Annotated in this window: 13 protein-coding genes and 1 tRNA gene; 5 read left to right on the top strand and 9 right to left on the bottom strand. The window is 37.3% G+C overall.

What is annotated here, in order from left to right; genetic code table 11:
- Positions 1-35: 35 nt before the first annotated feature.
- The 5 genes from K5Q14_RS03145 to glmS all read right to left on the bottom strand — a co-directional run bounded on the left by K5Q14_RS03145 (position 36) and on the right by glmS (position 6,588).
- On the bottom strand, positions 36-1,751 hold the full coding sequence (locus K5Q14_RS03145) for a proline--tRNA ligase (RefSeq protein WP_220734378.1): 1,716 nt from the start codon (positions 1,749-1,751) through the stop codon (positions 36-38).
- Positions 1,752-1,832: 81 nt separating this feature from the next.
- Positions 1,833-3,086, bottom strand: coding sequence for an RIP metalloprotease RseP (rseP, locus tag K5Q14_RS03140; RefSeq protein ID WP_220734377.1), 1,254 nt, complete (start codon positions 3,084-3,086; stop codon positions 1,833-1,835).
- Between the two features lie 6 nt (positions 3,087-3,092).
- Complete coding sequence (locus K5Q14_RS03135; RefSeq protein WP_220734376.1) at positions 3,093-3,887, bottom strand: phosphatidate cytidylyltransferase; 795 nt, start codon at positions 3,885-3,887, stop codon at positions 3,093-3,095.
- Positions 3,888-3,890: 3 nt separating this feature from the next.
- Positions 3,891-4,670, bottom strand: coding sequence for an undecaprenyl pyrophosphate synthase (gene uppS, locus K5Q14_RS03130; protein WP_220734375.1), 780 nt, complete (start codon positions 4,668-4,670; stop codon positions 3,891-3,893).
- Positions 4,671-4,782: 112 nt separating this feature from the next.
- Positions 4,783-6,588 carry a glutamine--fructose-6-phosphate transaminase (isomerizing) gene (gene glmS / locus K5Q14_RS03125; protein ID WP_220734374.1) on the bottom strand — a complete coding sequence of 602 codons (1,806 nt, stop codon included), beginning with the start codon at positions 6,586-6,588 and terminating at the stop codon, positions 4,783-4,785.
- Positions 6,589-6,791: 203 nt separating this feature from the next.
- Here glmS and ade point away from each other — a divergent pair, with 203 nt between their 5' ends.
- Positions 6,792-8,447 carry an adenine deaminase gene (ade, locus tag K5Q14_RS03120; protein WP_220734490.1) on the top strand — a complete coding sequence of 552 codons (1,656 nt, stop codon included), beginning with the start codon at positions 6,792-6,794 and terminating at the stop codon, positions 8,445-8,447.
- A 2-nt stretch (positions 8,448-8,449) separates the two neighbouring features.
- The gene (locus tag K5Q14_RS03115; protein ID WP_220734373.1) at positions 8,450-8,944 is read left to right on the top strand and encodes a hypothetical protein; all 495 of its coding nucleotides are present in this window, start codon (positions 8,450-8,452) and stop codon (positions 8,942-8,944) included.
- 123 nt (positions 8,945-9,067) lie between these two features.
- Here the strand turns inward: K5Q14_RS03115 and K5Q14_RS03110 are convergent, their stop codons facing one another.
- From K5Q14_RS03110 to K5Q14_RS03095, 4 genes are all read right to left on the bottom strand, one after another.
- Complete coding sequence (locus K5Q14_RS03110; protein WP_220734372.1) at positions 9,068-11,455, bottom strand: FtsK/SpoIIIE family DNA translocase; 2,388 nt, start codon at positions 11,453-11,455, stop codon at positions 9,068-9,070.
- Positions 11,456-11,589: 134 nt separating this feature from the next.
- Positions 11,590-11,661 (bottom strand) — tRNA-Glu (locus tag K5Q14_RS03105).
- A gap of 72 nt (positions 11,662-11,733) precedes the next feature.
- Positions 11,734-12,246: a tRNA (cytidine(34)-2'-O)-methyltransferase gene (locus K5Q14_RS03100; protein ID WP_220734371.1), complete on the bottom strand. Its 513-nt coding sequence runs from the start codon at positions 12,244-12,246 to the stop codon at positions 11,734-11,736.
- Between the two features lie 2 nt (positions 12,247-12,248).
- Positions 12,249-13,403, bottom strand: a complete 1,155-nt coding sequence (locus K5Q14_RS03095; RefSeq protein ID WP_220734370.1) for an AI-2E family transporter — start codon at positions 13,401-13,403, stop codon at positions 12,249-12,251.
- 181 nt (positions 13,404-13,584) lie between these two features.
- Here K5Q14_RS03095 and mvaD point away from each other — a divergent pair, with 181 nt between their 5' ends.
- Genes mvaD through fni form a run of 3 tightly spaced genes read left to right on the top strand, consistent with a single transcriptional unit; the run spans position 13,585 to position 16,607 of the window.
- Positions 13,585-14,535, top strand: a complete 951-nt coding sequence (mvaD, locus tag K5Q14_RS03090; RefSeq protein ID WP_220734369.1) for a diphosphomevalonate decarboxylase — start codon at positions 13,585-13,587, stop codon at positions 14,533-14,535.
- Positions 14,528-15,559, top strand: coding sequence for a phosphomevalonate kinase (locus K5Q14_RS03085; protein ID WP_220734368.1), 1,032 nt, complete (start codon positions 14,528-14,530; stop codon positions 15,557-15,559). Before mvaD ends, K5Q14_RS03085 begins: the two co-directional genes overlap by 8 nt.
- Positions 15,552-16,607, top strand: coding sequence for a type 2 isopentenyl-diphosphate Delta-isomerase (fni, locus tag K5Q14_RS03080; RefSeq protein WP_220734367.1), 1,056 nt, complete (start codon positions 15,552-15,554; stop codon positions 16,605-16,607). Before K5Q14_RS03085 ends, fni begins: the two co-directional genes overlap by 8 nt.
- The last annotated feature ends 30 nt before the right edge of the window (positions 16,608-16,637 follow it).

Raw genomic sequence — 16,637 nt, 5'->3', positions numbered from 1 at the left:
TTGATTAAAAAAACCGAAAAATTCGGTTTTTTGTTTTATTTATCACCGCTCAACAATACCGAAACAGAATCAACAACTTCACTTAGACGCATCTCAATATTTGTATTACTTGCACGTACTTTAACTTCTACAATATCTTCACTGGCTTTTTTACCAACCGTAATACGGATTGGTAACCCTATGAGATCTGCATCAGCAAACTTAACGCCAGCACGTTCTTTTCGATCATCAACTAAGACTTCTAATCCTTGTGTTGTCAATAACGTCTCTAATTGTCCAGCTACACGTACTTGATCAGCATCTTTTATATTGACTGGCACAATATGTACATCAAATGGTGCTACATTAGCAGGCCAAACCAGACCATCTTCATCAGCTTTTTGTTCAACAATTGCGCTTAAAAGACGAGACACGCCAATACCATAAGATCCCATAATCATATCAGTTTGGCGCCCATTTTCATTTAATACTTGCGCACCTAGCGTCTTTGAATAACGCGTACCGAGTTTAAATATGTGCCCAATTTCAATTCCTGGTGTAAATACTAACTTACCTTTGCCGTCAATTGCAGTATCACCTTCACGTGCTGTACGGAAATCACCGACATTTTCTTCAAGGAGTTTAACATCACGTTGCCAGTTAATATTCATGTAATGTTTGCCATCTTTGTTGGCACCAGCAACAAAATTTGCCATATCAGCCGCACGCTCATCGACCAACAGTTGGATTTCTTCAGGTAGATTAATGGGTCCAAGTGAACCAAATCCAGCGCCCAATAAATCACGTACCTGATTTTCTTCTGCAACTTCAAGCGTATCAACTTGTAGGAAATTTTGTACCTTAACAGTGTTAACTTCAAAATCACCAGTCGTTACAACTGCCACCAACTTATTATCAGCAACAAACATAATTGTCTTTGCAATTATGTTTGTTTCAATTGATAAGAAGTTCGAAACTTCTGTGATTGTTTTTGCATCTGGTGTATCAATTAACGTTAATTCTTGAGCTTCTGCAGTTTCATTTTGACGTTCGTAAAAGTCTTTCGCCATTTCTAAATTAGCCGCATAGTCTGTTGTATCAGAGTAAGCAATAATATCTTCTCCAGCAGCAGCAGGGGCTGAAAATTCTTTTGAATCTGATCCGCCCATCGCACCGGCATCACCGACGATAGCACGATATGACAAACCAATACGATCAAAAATTTTGATATAAGCAGTCTCCATATTATGAAATGCTTGATCTAAACCTTCTTGATCTGCACTAAATGAATAAGCGTCTTTCATAATAAATTCACGTGTACGTAAAAGTCCAAAACGTGGTCTGTTTTCATCACGGAATTTTGGCTGTATTTGATAAACAACCAATGGTAACTTTTTATAAGATTTAATATCATCAGACATGAGTTGTGTGAATGTTTCTTCATGTGTCGGACCTAAAATAAAGTCACGATCCTGACGATTTTTAAACTTGTACAATGCTGGTCCATATGTTGCATAACGTCCCGATTTTTCCCATAGTTCAGCAGGCAAAATTTCTGGTACCAGCATTTCGTTAGCATCAATAGCATTCATTTCTTCACGAATGATATTTTCAATTTTATTTAATACACGCTTAGCCATAGGTAAATATGAAAACATACCTGCAGCTACAGGACGAATAAATCCAGCTTTCAGTAATAACTGATGACTCTTAACTTCTGCATCGGCAGGTATTTCTCGTAAAGTTGGCATTAACAATTTAGATTGTTTCATAAGTAATCCTCGTTCAATTTTCTTTTTTGAATAATATATAACACTATAGCTTAAGTAAAGGTGATTGTTGCGATAAATGACTTATCGCAGCAAATCGTTTATCGTAACAGCAATCATCAAAACAAACATGAAAATAGCCCCACCAATTGTCACCACGTTTTCAATTGATGCTGGTAATGGTCTACGTAGAATTGCTTCTATGGCATTTAAAACTAATTTACCGCCATCCAACGCTGGTATAGGAATCAAATTCATGATGCCTAAGTTTAAAGATAGCATAGCCATAAAGGCCAAAATACCCAAAAATCCTGTTTTAGCTGCCGTTGATGTTTGCTTAGCAATAGATACTGGTCCACCCAGTTTATCTAAACTAAATCCACCAGAAAAGAGATGACTCAAAGCATACCAGATTCTTTGTATTGTTGTGCTTGTTGTTAAAAAGCCGTATTTAATGCGTGAACCAAAGTCCGTATATGTCCTCGGTGTGATTCCTACTAATGATCTGTTAATACCATCTATTTTAACAGTTTTTGCAGTCATGTTTAATTTAATTTTATTACCGTTGCGCAATACAGAAAAAATTAAATGATTGTTCGCTGTATCGCTAATGCTAGTTGCTACTTCTTCCCATGTAGTCGTTTTGTGATTATTAATAGCAATAATTTGATCATCAGCCCTTAGTCCAGCTACTCTTGCCGGCATGTTGTTTTGAACAGTGCCAACAATTGGTTCATTTAACGTCACTTCTGGTAAGGCAAATGCTAACCCGGAAAAAACAACCAGTGCTAAAATAAAATTCATTGCTGGCCCAGCAATATTAATTAATGCGCGTTTATAAACTTTGGCACTTTGAATCCACGAATCACGAGGTGCAATTTGAATTTCTGTCCCATTGATTTCAACAATAGTCGCGTCGTGGTGAACATCTAATGTTTTTGATACGTCGTCACCATTTAGAAAACCAGTTAAAATTAAAGCATCGCTTAAATCAAACTTATCTACTTGAAAGGGTACACCATCGCCAACTTCATCAATACGCTTATCAATTTTTATAATATGATTTTGATCATCAAATGTTAAGCGTACCCGTTGCCCAGAATCTAAGTCTGCTTCCTCATCTAATCCTGCCATACGGACATAACCACCTACCGGTAATATACGAATTGTATACGCCGTATGATTACGATGCCAACTTAGTAACTTTGGCCCCATACCAATTGCGAATTCACGTACTAGTACGCCCGATTTTTTAGCAACAAAAAAATGCCCAAACTCATGTACTGCGACCAGTACACCAAAAACAAATATAAATGCAATAATTGCGGTTAAATTCATATGGTTTTATCCTAACATACCTAAAATAGCCATTAATGGCATAACAATGAGCATTGAGTCAAAACGATCCAAAATACCGCCATGACCAGGTAATATATTTCCTGAATCTTTAACACCATAATGTCTTTTAAGACCTGATTCAATTAAATCTCCCAATTGCCCTGCAATTGACAAAACAATTGTAAATAACACCAATTCGATCAAATCATAATTTGGTAACCAATTAAATAGGTTAAAAAGTATAGGGATAATAATAACAGCGATTAGACCACCGCCAATTGACCCCTCCCATGTCTTGTTAGGACTAATTTTAGGCGCCAATTTATGTTTCCCTATTGCACGGCCAACCATGTATGCGCCAGAGTCAGTTATCCAAACAATCAACATACCAAAAAAAACTGTTGGCAAACCAACACTTGCTGCTTGAAAAAAATAATGAAAACCCGTACCAATATATAACATAGCTAATGTCATTGCACCTGCATCATCAAAATTAAAATGATTACGCGCTAACACTGTATTTAATAGCATTAAGAATGCCAAAATATAAAACACAACGTGGGCACTTTGAGCAACTGGTACATCATGCCAAAAACTGTTAGGCAAAGTAATTGCAATGACCCCCACAAAACTGATGAGCGCCTCAGTTGATACAAAAATAATATGTTTCATCCGCAAAATTTCACTCACGGCAATAATTCCCAATATCAATGTTAAAATCAATAATGGCAACTTGCCAATAATAAGAAGTGGAATAAAGATGAGTAAAGCCACTACAGCAGTTATAACGCGCACTTTCATGTATTAAATCTCGCTTTCGTATTTGTCGTTTAAACCGCCAAATCGACGATCACGTGAAGTAAATGATGCAATAGCTTCAACTAAATCATCTGCAGTATAGTCAGGCCATAGGACATCAGTGAAATACAGTTCCGTATAAGCTGCTTGGTAAGGCATAAAATTACTCAAACGTAATTCTCCCGACGTTCTTATCATTAAATCAGGCGCTGCCAAATCACCCAGTTTACCTGTCTGTAATGCCTTAGAAAAAAGGTTGGCATTAATATCATTTGGCAAAAGCTCACCAGTGGCAACCTGCTGAGCTAATTTTTTAGCTGCTTCAACGATTTCTACTTGCCCACCATAATTTAAAGCAAAATTCAAAATCATTCCTGTTCCGTTAACAGTTTGATTGATAGCATTTTTAACTGCTACTTGCGTTCCTTTCGGTAGCCCATCAATATTTCCCATTACCTGAACTCGAATGTTATTTTTAACCAGCTCAGGCACAAAATCGTTAAAAAAATCAATTGGCAATTGCATTAAAAAATTAACTTCATCCTTTGGACGTGACCAATTCTCAGTTGAAAAAGCATACAAAGTCAAAACTTTAATGCCTAAGTCGCTTGCCGCTGTGGCTATTTTTTTAACTGTGTTCATTGCTGTTTTGTGACCAGCAATTCGTGGCATAAGACGGCGTTTCGCCCACCGGCCATTACCATCCATGATAATGGCAACATGATCGGGTATTTTCAATTGTGCCTGTACAGTACTAATATTCGTTTTCGTTTTAAAAAGCGCCAAGATGGCCCCCTCCTTGATGCGCAATATGCGCAATGCTATCTAGTTCATTTTACCAGATGTCACGCTCATGCACAAAAAAACGTGATAAGAATTTTCTTATCACGTCTAAAGTTTATTGTACTGTAACAGATTTCGCTAAATTTCTTGGACGATCAACGTCCAAATTACGATCTAGTGTTGCATAGTAAGCAATTAATTGCGCAGGTATAATTGTTAACAATGGCATTAATAATTCGTTAACATCTGGCAAAATATAGGCATCGCCTTTTTTGGCAAGCGCTTTACCTGAAATAATAACTGTGTTAGCACCACGGGCTGCTACTTGTGCAATTTCGCCACGCACTAATCCTGCGGTCTTTGATTGTGTTAGCAAGGCAAAGACCGGCGTTCCTTCCTCAATTAATGAAATTGTCCCATGCTTGAGTTCACCAGCAGCAAATCCTTCTGTTTGAATATAAGAAATTTCTTTTAACTTTAAGGCAGCTTCAACAGCCACTGCAGCATCTAATCCTCGACCAATGTAAAATGCTGATTTTTGTCCTCGCAATGCTTGTTCTGCAATCGCCTTAAAATCATCTTTTTGATCAATGATAACTTGCATTTCAACAGCAGTTTTTGCTAATTCATTTTTTAAATCAAGTTGACTATTGCCAACCGCATGCGCCAAAATTGCTTCGACAATAATTTGTGCCGTGTAGGCTTTTGTGGAAGCCACCGCAATTTCTGGGCCAGCCAACAATGGCAACGCAAAGTTTGCTTCACGTGTTAAAGTTGAATTCATGACGTTTGCTAAAGTCAAAGAAGGATAACCCTGCTTAACCACGTTATCAAGAACCTCACGAGAGTCAGCTGTTTCTCCTGATTGGCTTAAGAAAATAAAGAATGGTCGCTGACTTAATAGTGGCTGATCATAGGCAAATTCCGAAGAAATATGTACTTCTGTTGGTATGCCAGTCCATTGTTCGAAATATCGTTTCCCCACAAGTCCCGCATGATAAGATGTACCAGCAGCGACAATATACAGACGATCAGCCGCTTTGATGGCTGCAATAATTTCATCATCAATATTTTGAATTTGTGCATCGTCATCAAAATAATATTGTGATAATGTATGTGCTACAATAACTTGTTCATCAATTTCTTTTAACATGTAGTAAGGATATACACCTTTATCAGTTTCTGAAGCGTCAATATCCAAATGAAATGACTCGCGTGTCACTTCATGGCCCTGTGCATCAAACAAATTAACTGCTTTCTTGTCAATAATCGCAACGTCGCCATCCATTAACTCAATAAAGTCTTGTGTCACATCAAGCATTGCTGTTGCATCTGATGTCACAACATTGCCCTCATCTGCTATACCAATTAACAAGGGTGACTTTTTCTTAGCAGCATACAATAAGTCAGGTGTTTCATTGTCCATTAACAAGAATCCATAAGCAGAATTATCATCCAACAAAGAAATCATTTGACGAAAAGCATCAAATGTCGACATGTTATTTTCTCTTGAAAACTTATCAATCAATTGAACCGCAATTTCAGTATCAGTTTGTGAGTGTAATTTCACACCCTGCAAGTAGGTATCACGCAATTCATCATAATTTTCAATAACACCGTTATGAACCAAGAAAAAACGACCATCTTCAGACATATGCGGATGCGCATTTTCAACAGAAACACCACCGTGCGTAGCCCAACGAGTATGTGCAATACCTGCTGTGCCAGTGATATTTTTATTTTTTGTTGCTTCTTCTAATACCGAAACACGACCTTTTTCTCGTACTAAAAAGTCACCAGCATCGCCACCATTAACATAAACACCGGCCGAATCATAACCACGATACTCTAATTTTTCTAAACCTCTTAACAAACTTGGTAAAACTTGATTCAATCCTGTAGCACCAACAATTCCACACATAAATATATCCTCTTTTTTAAATTGGTTAAATTTTAATATTTCAATAACAACCACTATTTTAAAGCACAACAGACTATTTGTCAACGACATATATAAATTGGTATAGGTCTAATCAGCAGTTTAATTTATTTACTAGGCAATATCCTACCATTCACAAACGTTGAATTGTGGTAAACTATTAAAAAATGAAAGTGAGTGTTATTGTGACAAAAAACGTGACATGGCATATTATTAATGCCAAAATTTTAGATGTATTTAATCTTAAATTTGATGAAACAGAACTTTGGATAGACAATGCCAAAATTGTTTATCGTGGCCAACGCTCAGATTTTAAAGCACTACATACCTATGACGCTCAGGGACAATATGTTATTCCAGGATTAATTGATGCTCACGTACATATTGAAAGCTCGCTATTAGCACCTAGTGAATTTGGTAAATTAGTCATCCCACATGGCATCACTAGAATTTTTGCTGATCCACATGAAATTGCTAGTGTTTCAGGCGTTTCCGGAATTCAATATATGCTGGAGGAGGCACGACAATCACCACTTCATATACACTACATGCTGCCATCATCCGTTCCAGCAACACCGTTTGAGCATGCCGGTGCAACATTGCACGCAGATGCGCTTAAACCCTTTTATAGCGTACCAGAAGTTAATGGGCTGGCTGAGGTGATGGATTTTCCCGCTGTTTTCAATGAAGATAGTGATATGCATCAAAAAATTAGGGACGCACAGGCAGCTGGCAAACATGTCGATGGTCATGCCTCCGGATTGTCACGAGCTCAGCTCGCAATTTATCGTAAATATGGTATTGACACCGATCACGAAAGTGAAAATGCATCACAAGCACTTGAGCGTTTAAATTCAGGATTTTCAGTATTTGTACGTGAAGGCACAGTTGAACGTGACGAAATTGCCATTCTTCCGGCAATTAATGTTGCCAATCAATCACACTTTTCGTTTGCTACTGATGATAAAACAGCAAACGACATACAACATGAAGGTTCAATTGATTTCAGCGTTAAGTTAGCAATTAAAAACGGTATGGCGCCTGCCATGGCTTTCACAATCGGTAGTTATAATGCTGCCCAAGCACAACATCTCCAAAATATTGGCGCGTTAACTGATGGTTTTGTAGCCGATTTAGTCATAATCGATCAATTAAATGATTTTACTGTGAAAAAAACGATGATCAACGGTGAGTGGTATGCTGAACCAGCAACCCAAGTGACACCACTAGCCAATCAACTTCTCAATTTTACTTTAACAATGTCAGATATTAAATTACCAATTAATTCAAAAAAGCCTGCACATGTCATCAATATTATGCCGCACCATATTACGACAAAGCATACTGTTGAAAATGTCCCAAGTACCAATGGCTATTTTACGCCAGACAATACCTACGCAAAAATAGTTGTCGCAGAACGATATCATAATCTTGGGCACGGTATCGGTATAATCAAAGGATTTAATCTAAAATCTGGCGCAATTGCTTCAACGATTGCTCATGATTCGCACAATATCATCATTGCTGGTACAAATGATTCTGATATTATTCTTGCTGCCGATACATTACGTGAGATTGGCGGTGGACAAGTTGTTGTCAATAATGGCAAAATAACAACTCTACCACTTGCGATTGGCGGCTTAATGTCTGATCAGTCATTTCAAGATACAATTGCAACCAATAACAAGTTACAAAAAGCGTTTTCTGATATTAGTGACATTAAGTATGATCCCTTCTTGACGTTATCTTTCATGGCCTTACCGGTAATTCCAAGTTTGAAAATTACAGATCAAGGTTTGTTTGACTTCAACAGTTTTTCTTTCATTAAGGTTCAAGACTAATTATGAGAACACTAAGTATCGCACCAGAACAGCTACTAACAATTCTACTCGGTAAACCAGTAGCACTAGAAACTGATTATACTGGCCTATTATTATTGGCGGCAGAAAAAAACAAAAATATCAACTTACCTTCTGAAATGGCTGGCTGTATTGTTTATATTGATAATCGCCAAATCACATTTGTTTCCCTAGTTCATCCATTCAAAGTAAGCACACATTTTGATATTTTCAAAACTGACGATAGTCTTATCCATCGTGAACCATACAATTGGTTTGGCCCGCAATCATTAGTTATTGAAAAAAAATTAAAAGATTTTTCAATAAGCTATGATGGTCCTTTAAACAATGGTGGCAATATTCCTAGAGGATTTATTCCAGATAATATTGCAGAACCAGTTATCTTATCTGATAAGTATTGGCAGGATTATACGACATTCGTTAATGATCCGGATCATAGCTTCGCTGAACAAATTAAGCCCATGTTTAAACAACAATAAAAATACACGAACAAGTAAGGCAAACCCGCAAAGTTAAGTGATTTTCACTTTAACTTTGCGGGTTTACCTCATGTCTTAGTTCGTGTATTTTTTAATAGCTTATCGCCTAGTCAGATATTCATATTAATCGTGTTCTATACCTGAAGTGCCATCACTAATATTGACATGACGTGGCCGTGATCCATCAGCTGGGCCAATATAACCGCCAGCTTCTAAATCATCAATTAATCGCGCCGCGCGATTATAACCTATACGGAAACGACGTTGCAGTAATGAAGTTGACGCCTTTTGTTGTTCAATAATGAATTGTATGGCTTCCTGAAATAGTTCATCTTCACTATCACCTTGGCTCACACCATTACCATTATCTTGTGAAATTTCATCATCAGTTACGGTCATTGACTCTGAGTACTGGGCTTCTTGTTGAGCCTTAACAAACTCGACAACGTTAGTGACATCAGTGTTACTGATAAATGCACCTTGAACGCGTTGCGTAGGTTTTCCTGGCGGAGCAAAAATCATATCCCCTTTGCCTAACAATTTCTCAGCACCATTACTGTCTAAAATAGTACGTGAATCAATACCCGAAGCTGTTCTAAAAGCAATACGTCCTGGTATATTACTTTTAATTGTCCCATTAATAACTTTCACATCCGGCCGTTGCGTTGCTAAAATCATATGAATTCCTGCTGCACGTGCCTTTGCTCCTAAACGTGCAATAGATACTTCTATTTCTGAGCCAACCGTACTCATCAAATCTGCAAATTCATCAACAATGGCTACAATATACGGCATTTTTTGCATAACAGTGGCACCGGATTCTTTAGCTTCAGAATTTTGCTTGTCAACTGCTAAGTTATATTCTCCAATATTACGTTTTCCAAATTGCGCAAGTAATTTATAACGATTTTCCATTTCGTCTACAACTTTTTGCAAAGACTTGGCCGCCTTTCGTGGATCAGAAACAACTGGTGTCAATAAGTGCGGAATGCCATTATAAATTGATAGTTCAACCACTTTCGGATCGACCATCATCAATTTTACTTCGCTTGGTTTTGCCTTTAAAATAATTGAAATAATAATACTATTTAGGCCGACTGATTTACCTGAACCTGTTGATCCAGCAATTAACAAATGTGGCATATCCGCTAAATTAGCCATGATAATATTTCCTGTAACATCACGACCTAAGGGAACATTCAAAAGATGCTTGTCATCTTTAGGGGCTTGTTCAATCATATCACGGAAACTAACTGTAGCCTGAGTATCGTTTGGTACTTCGATACCTACATATGGTTTACCAGGTATCGGTGCTTCAATTCGAATAGATTTCGCTGCTAATGCTAATGCCAGATCATCTGATAAGTTAGCAATGCGGTTAACTTTAACCCCTTGTCCTGGTTTAAGTTCATACTGTGTTACAGTTGGTCCAAGAGACACACTAGTGACTTCAGCTTCTACACCAAAACTAAGTAGCGTATCACGTACTAGGCGTGATTTTTCAGTTAAGCTTTTAAATTCTTTCGTTTGATCAGTTGGCGCAACTTGCGTTAACAAGTCAATAGTTGGCAATTGATAATCAGGATTCTCATCTTCTATTGTGCCTGTAGCTAATTCAACCAATTCGTCAGGCGTTTCAGTCGATTTGCTGACATTTTTTGCCACGCTATCGTTTTGTATAGCTTCTTCTGTTATAGGTCCACGCCATTTAATTTCAGGCTTTACAAAGTCCTCGGTCTTTTGTTTTTCCTGACCACTATCAAGCTGTTGTTCTTTAGACACTGCTGATGTCGCGCTATTATGAACACCTAATGGATCATCACCATAATCAGCCATACGTTTTTTTCGCCGATCACGTTTTTTAAAAAGTGGTGCTCGTGGTGGCATATTCGCGTGTTGTTCTTGAACATACGCAACACCTTTTTGAGCTTTCTCAATACCTTTTTGTGTTAAATCACGTGCAGGAATACGGAAGAAAATAACAATCCCAGCAAACAATAGTATGATCGAAACGATCCATGTGCCAATATTTGACATCAAGGTAAATAATAATTGATAGATTATAGCACCTACACTACCACCACCCACTGGTGTATTTGCTGCCTTATTAACAAAATCCTGTCCGATTAAATGGACTACTTCTTGCATATAGCCGTTGCCGTTTTTCAATGTGTATGTAAAAAACAGTAAGGAAGACATTGTGAGCAATGAAATAAAGACCATAATAGCCCCCATCCAGAAATGCCCGGCAATTTTTGGTAATTTTTTAAATATAAAATAATAAATCAAAGCAGCTGTAAATGGTACTAAAAATCCAAGATACAAGTTACCAAAAAAGAAGCGACAGATATTTGCCATATACGCGCCTAGCAAACCTAATTTAAATATACCTAATACACCAAATAATGCCATCACTAAAATAACAATATTTTTACTAATAATTCTATTTGTGTTTGCTTTTTTTCGAGTTGTCGTTGTACGCCGCTTTTGGGGTGTTTTTCGAGTTGCCAATTATCTTCACCTTTATTATTACTTATGACCTAGACTTTATTTTACCATGAAAAGAAAACAAACACTTGTTCGTTTTCTTGCTTAAAATTTTCTGACACAATATAAAAAGTCACAACCAGGGTTGCGACTTTTTATAGCTCGTGAGAGAATCGAACTCTCGATTCCGCCGTGAAAGGGCAGCGTCTTAGCCGCTTGACCAACGAGCCATGGTCAGCTGTTATAGTCATTATTGAAATAACTATATTATGTTAACAATTATTTCAACTATTGTCAACCACTTACTTCAATTTATCTTGCTCATAAGTATGAATCGTATCTAAATTAGGAAAATGCTGTTGACGTAAAGCTTCAAACAAAACAATTGCAACAGTATTTGACAGATTTAGTGACCTAATATGTGTATCGTTTTGTGGAATACGAATTGCTTTTTCAGGATTTTGACGCATAAATACTTCTGGTAGCCCAGTAGTTTCTTTACCAAACAAAAAGTATTGATCACCTTGCGTTTGATTATAATTAGGCTGTGTATAATCCATATTAGCAAATTTAGAAACTAAATAAAGTTGATCTTTACCAGTCAAAGTTGCCAGAAAATCAGGTAAGCTGGCATGCCTTACTAATTTCACATGCTCCCAATAATCTAATCCGGCACGTTTAACATGTTTATCATCAAGTTCAAATCCTAATGGTTCGATTAAATGTAAAACGGCATCAGTCCCCGCCGTTGTACGTGCAATATTACCAGTGTTTGCTGGCATTAAGGGTTCAAATAATACAATATGATTAGTCATTTCTATATGTCTTCCACTTCGTCTTTATAAAATTCTGAATTGCTACGCCACCACATATAAATACGTATCACGATAACCTTTACAACAGCATATGTCGGTACGGCTAAAATAATACCTAGAACACCAAATATATGCCCACTACTTAATAATACAACAATAACCGTTACTGGATGAATAGATAACGCTTCACCCAAAATTTTTGGTGCAATCACATGTCCTTCAATTGGTTGTTCAATAGCTAAAACAATAATTGCCAATACTAACATTTTTGGTCCACCTGCTATTAGCGCGACAGTCCATACAGGTACTTGTGCAATAATTGACCCAACATAGGGAATCATATTAAAGAAACCTGCCATTAATGCAAGTAAAATGCCATAGGGTAACCCAATCAATGTGAACCCAATGCTAAACATAATCATAACCGCAAAAGCAACACCTAGTTGTCCACGAATGTATTGCGCAATTTGTTTGCTGATATCTTTCAATAACTGTTGTAATGATTGTTGTGCTTGAGGTGGAAATTTTTCAGCAATAAATTCAGAAAATTTATGCCCATCCAACAGCATATAATACAAAATAAAGGGTGTTGCAACAGCTGTTATACCAACAGTTGTTAATATTGATGCAAATGAACTAATGCCAGCTACGCCAGTTGTGAGGTATTTTCGGCTCCAATCAATGACAGTTTGGTTAATGTTGGTGTTTGTATGATTTAAAAATTCTCTCACTGGATTAAACTGGTCTGATTTAAATGTTTCATTAATGAAATTTTGGCTTGTGTGCCAATAGCCAGGCCAATTATCAATAAAGGTGACAACTTGGCTACGTAATACAAAAACCACGGTCGTTACAATTCCTGCTATCACTGCTAATAACAGTATCAAAATTATACCAATTGATATACCACGTGGTGATCGCGTATATTTACTCATTAAATTAACCACTGGACTTAGTAAGTAGTACAGTACACCAGCAATTAAAATTGGCGCACCGACTGCTGTAAATAGTGCACGTACTGGCCCAAATATAAAACGCACTTGCCAACCCAAAAAAATAATCAATAAGATGAGTAAAATAACAAGTAAACCCTGTAATAAATCATTTCCTGAAAACAGTCGACGATACCAAGACTGTTGTCCTTTATTTTTCGCCATGAAACCCCTCCAATAATTAATGCTACTAAAATTCAATTTTTCAACAATTTGTATTACTTCAATACTACCATATTTCATACAATCCTAAACATAGAATGTTGACACATTTTAGCAATGAACCCTGCCTAAAAAGATTAAATATGATAATATTGAAGTAACTTATATTTCAGAAAGAATCCCTATGTCCACAACAGCAACCGCACATACAAATATCGCTCTTATTAAGTATTGGGGTAAAAAAGATCCTATCTTAAACTTACCAACTACCAGTTCATTATCCTTAACGCTTGAGCAGTTTTACACGCAAACAACGGTCACGCCAAATGTACATAGTGATCAATTAATTTTAAACAATTTATCGGTAGACACAACAAGAACTCACCATTTTTTAAATATTTTACGTGAACAACTTGGTCAATTTAGTCCACTAACCATCACATCAACTAATCATGTGCCAACTAGCGCTGGATTAGCCTCTTCGGCTTCAGCATTTGCAGCACTCACAGGTGCTGTCACACGTGAACTCGGAATTATAAAGCCAAATGAATCACTATCACGTCTTGCACGTCGTGGTTCTGGTTCAGCTTCACGATCACTTTATGGCCATTTTGCCGTGTGGCATGAAGGCACAGATGATACATCTTCATTTGCTGAGAGTCTCCACGCACCTGATATGCCAATAGCACTTGTGGTTGCTGAAGTATCATCTGACATTAAAAAAGTTAGTTCTAGTGAAGGTATGCGCAGAGCAATGACATCACCAAACTATGGTGACTGGATAAACAAAAGTAAAAATCAATTCGTTGATATGCAAGCTGCCGTGATGGACAAAGATATTGAAAAAATTGGTAGTATTGCAGAAGACAACGCATTAAGTATGCATGCTTTAAATCTAACCGCACAACAACAACCTTTCACTTACTTCACAAGTGAAACACAACAAATACTAAAAATCATTCAAGACATTCGTCATCAAGGCTTACTGGCTTTCGCAACCATCGATGCTGGTCCTAATGTCAAAATTATAACAACTTTAACTACTGCCCCACATGTTGTTGCAGCCTTACATGACAAACTACCACAACTTCATATAGAAACTGCTACGAGCGGATCAGGTATAACTTATGACTAAAGTTTTCATCCCCGGTAAACTTTTTTTGGCCGGCGAATATGCTGTAACACATCCTGGTAACACAGCAATTCTTGCTGCTACAACCACTGGATTAAGCATTGAAATAGTGCCCTCAAATACAAAATCAAGTGCCTACTCTAATACCCTTCCCAAGCAATGGCATTTCCAAATTAATCACACCGAAAATCAGTATGTTGACGACTGGCGTTACGTTAGAGCTGCAATTAAGATTATCCATGACTATGTTAAGATTGATGCAAAAAATAATCAGTTCAATGAAGTTGTTCTAACAATTACAAGCAACTTAAACGGGCCATTTGGTAAAATTGGGTTAGGATCTTCAGCCGCCGTTGTCGTTGGTGTCGTTGAAGCGTTCAATGATTTTTTCAAACTTAACTTACCTATTTTGACACGCTTTAAACTAGCTAGTTTAGCTCATCTACATGTCCAAAAAAATGGTTCTCTAGGCGACATTGCCGCAATTACTTATGGTGGTGTCATTGCTTATCAAAGTCCTGATTTATCAGAGTTTACACAAGCTAATAAGAGTTGGTTAACGCCTACTATTATCAATAAACCTTGGCCTAAATTAGCAATTACCCCACTGCCTTGGCCAACTGACTGGCAACTATTACTTGGTGCAACCCATGAATCAGCTGATACTAAATCTGCTATCAAAGGCCTTAACTTAGCAGAAGAATTTTTATCTGAAAGTCAAGATATCGTTCAAAATATTATTAATACAGTTGTTACAGGTAACTATGTTAATTTTTCCAAGGGTCTGCGCGCCAATCAGCTTCTACTCACTGATAATTTACCTGCTGGTTATATCACACCAAAATTAGCCATATTACTGGCGAGCCTAAAAAATGTTGCTGGAAAAATTAGTGGCGCCGGATTTGGGGATAATGGGTTTGCAGTATTTAATGACAATGTCGACAATCTCATTAATTTTTGGCAATTACATCAAATTGACACACAAGTCATTGTTATTTCACCACAAAAAGAGGTTAATTATGAGTGAATCTAAACAAGCGCATCGTAAAGATGAACATTTATCACTTGGTGTCAATATCTGGCGCCAAAATCAACGACTAAAAGTTGGTGCTGATTTTAACGATATACGTTGGTTACCTGATACATTTCCAGAAATGTCAGTAGCAGATGTGAACCTCGGTACAACAATTTTAAATCATCATTTTGATTGGCCTTTTTATATTGAAGCCATGACCGGTGGTTCGCACTTAACTGGTCGTGTTAACGGCCAACTTGCCCAAGTAGCTGAAAAAACTAATTTAGCAATGGCAGTTGGTTCACAATCAATAGCTCTAAAAGAATCTGATGCAGTTGCCTCGTTCAAAATTGCTCGTCAAAATAATCCTGAAGGATTTTTAATTGCCAATTTAGGTGCAGACCATCCGATAGCCAATGTTCGTAATGCCATCGATATGATCGATGCTAACGCAATTGAAATGCACGTCAACGTCGGTCAAGAACTCGTTATGGCAGAAGGCGATCGTGAATTCTATTGGCTTGAAAATCTTGCAACAATCATCGCTAAATCACCTGTGCCAGTTATTATTAAAGAAGTTGGGTTTGGTATGAGTAACAAGGCTTTTGAAATAATCAATCAACTTGAACCTGCAGCAATTAATGTTGGTGGTGCCAACGGTACCAATTTTGCAGTCATTGAGCGGCGCCGTAATCGTCAACCAGATACTTTCAACATTGATCATCATGGTTTATCCACGGTAGAAAGTTTATTATCAGCACAATTTGCATCTAATCAATTGCCACTTATTGCAACGGGCGGTATTCAGTCTGCAAATGATATTGTCACAAGCTTAATGCTTGGTGCATCTTTAACTTCAAGTGCTGGATTTATGTTATCAACGCTTATGGATAAAGGCGAAGTTGCACTGATTCAACAAATTGAAGATTGGCAACATGCTTTGCCACGGCTATTTACATTGCTAGGTGCAAAAAATGGAAAATCACTACATGCTGCTGAACGGCTGTATTCACCGACACTACAAAATTTTATCAACCAACGTCAAAGCGCGACTCACTAAGAGCCGCGCTTTTATAATTTATTGACACTT

This window comes from Leuconostoc inhae (genome assembly GCF_019656015.1).
Taxonomy (GTDB): Bacteria; Bacillota; Bacilli; order Lactobacillales; family Lactobacillaceae; genus Leuconostoc; species Leuconostoc inhae_A.
Note: the sequence above shows the minus strand (reverse complement) of the source record. Positions and strands in the feature narration are given on the sequence as shown.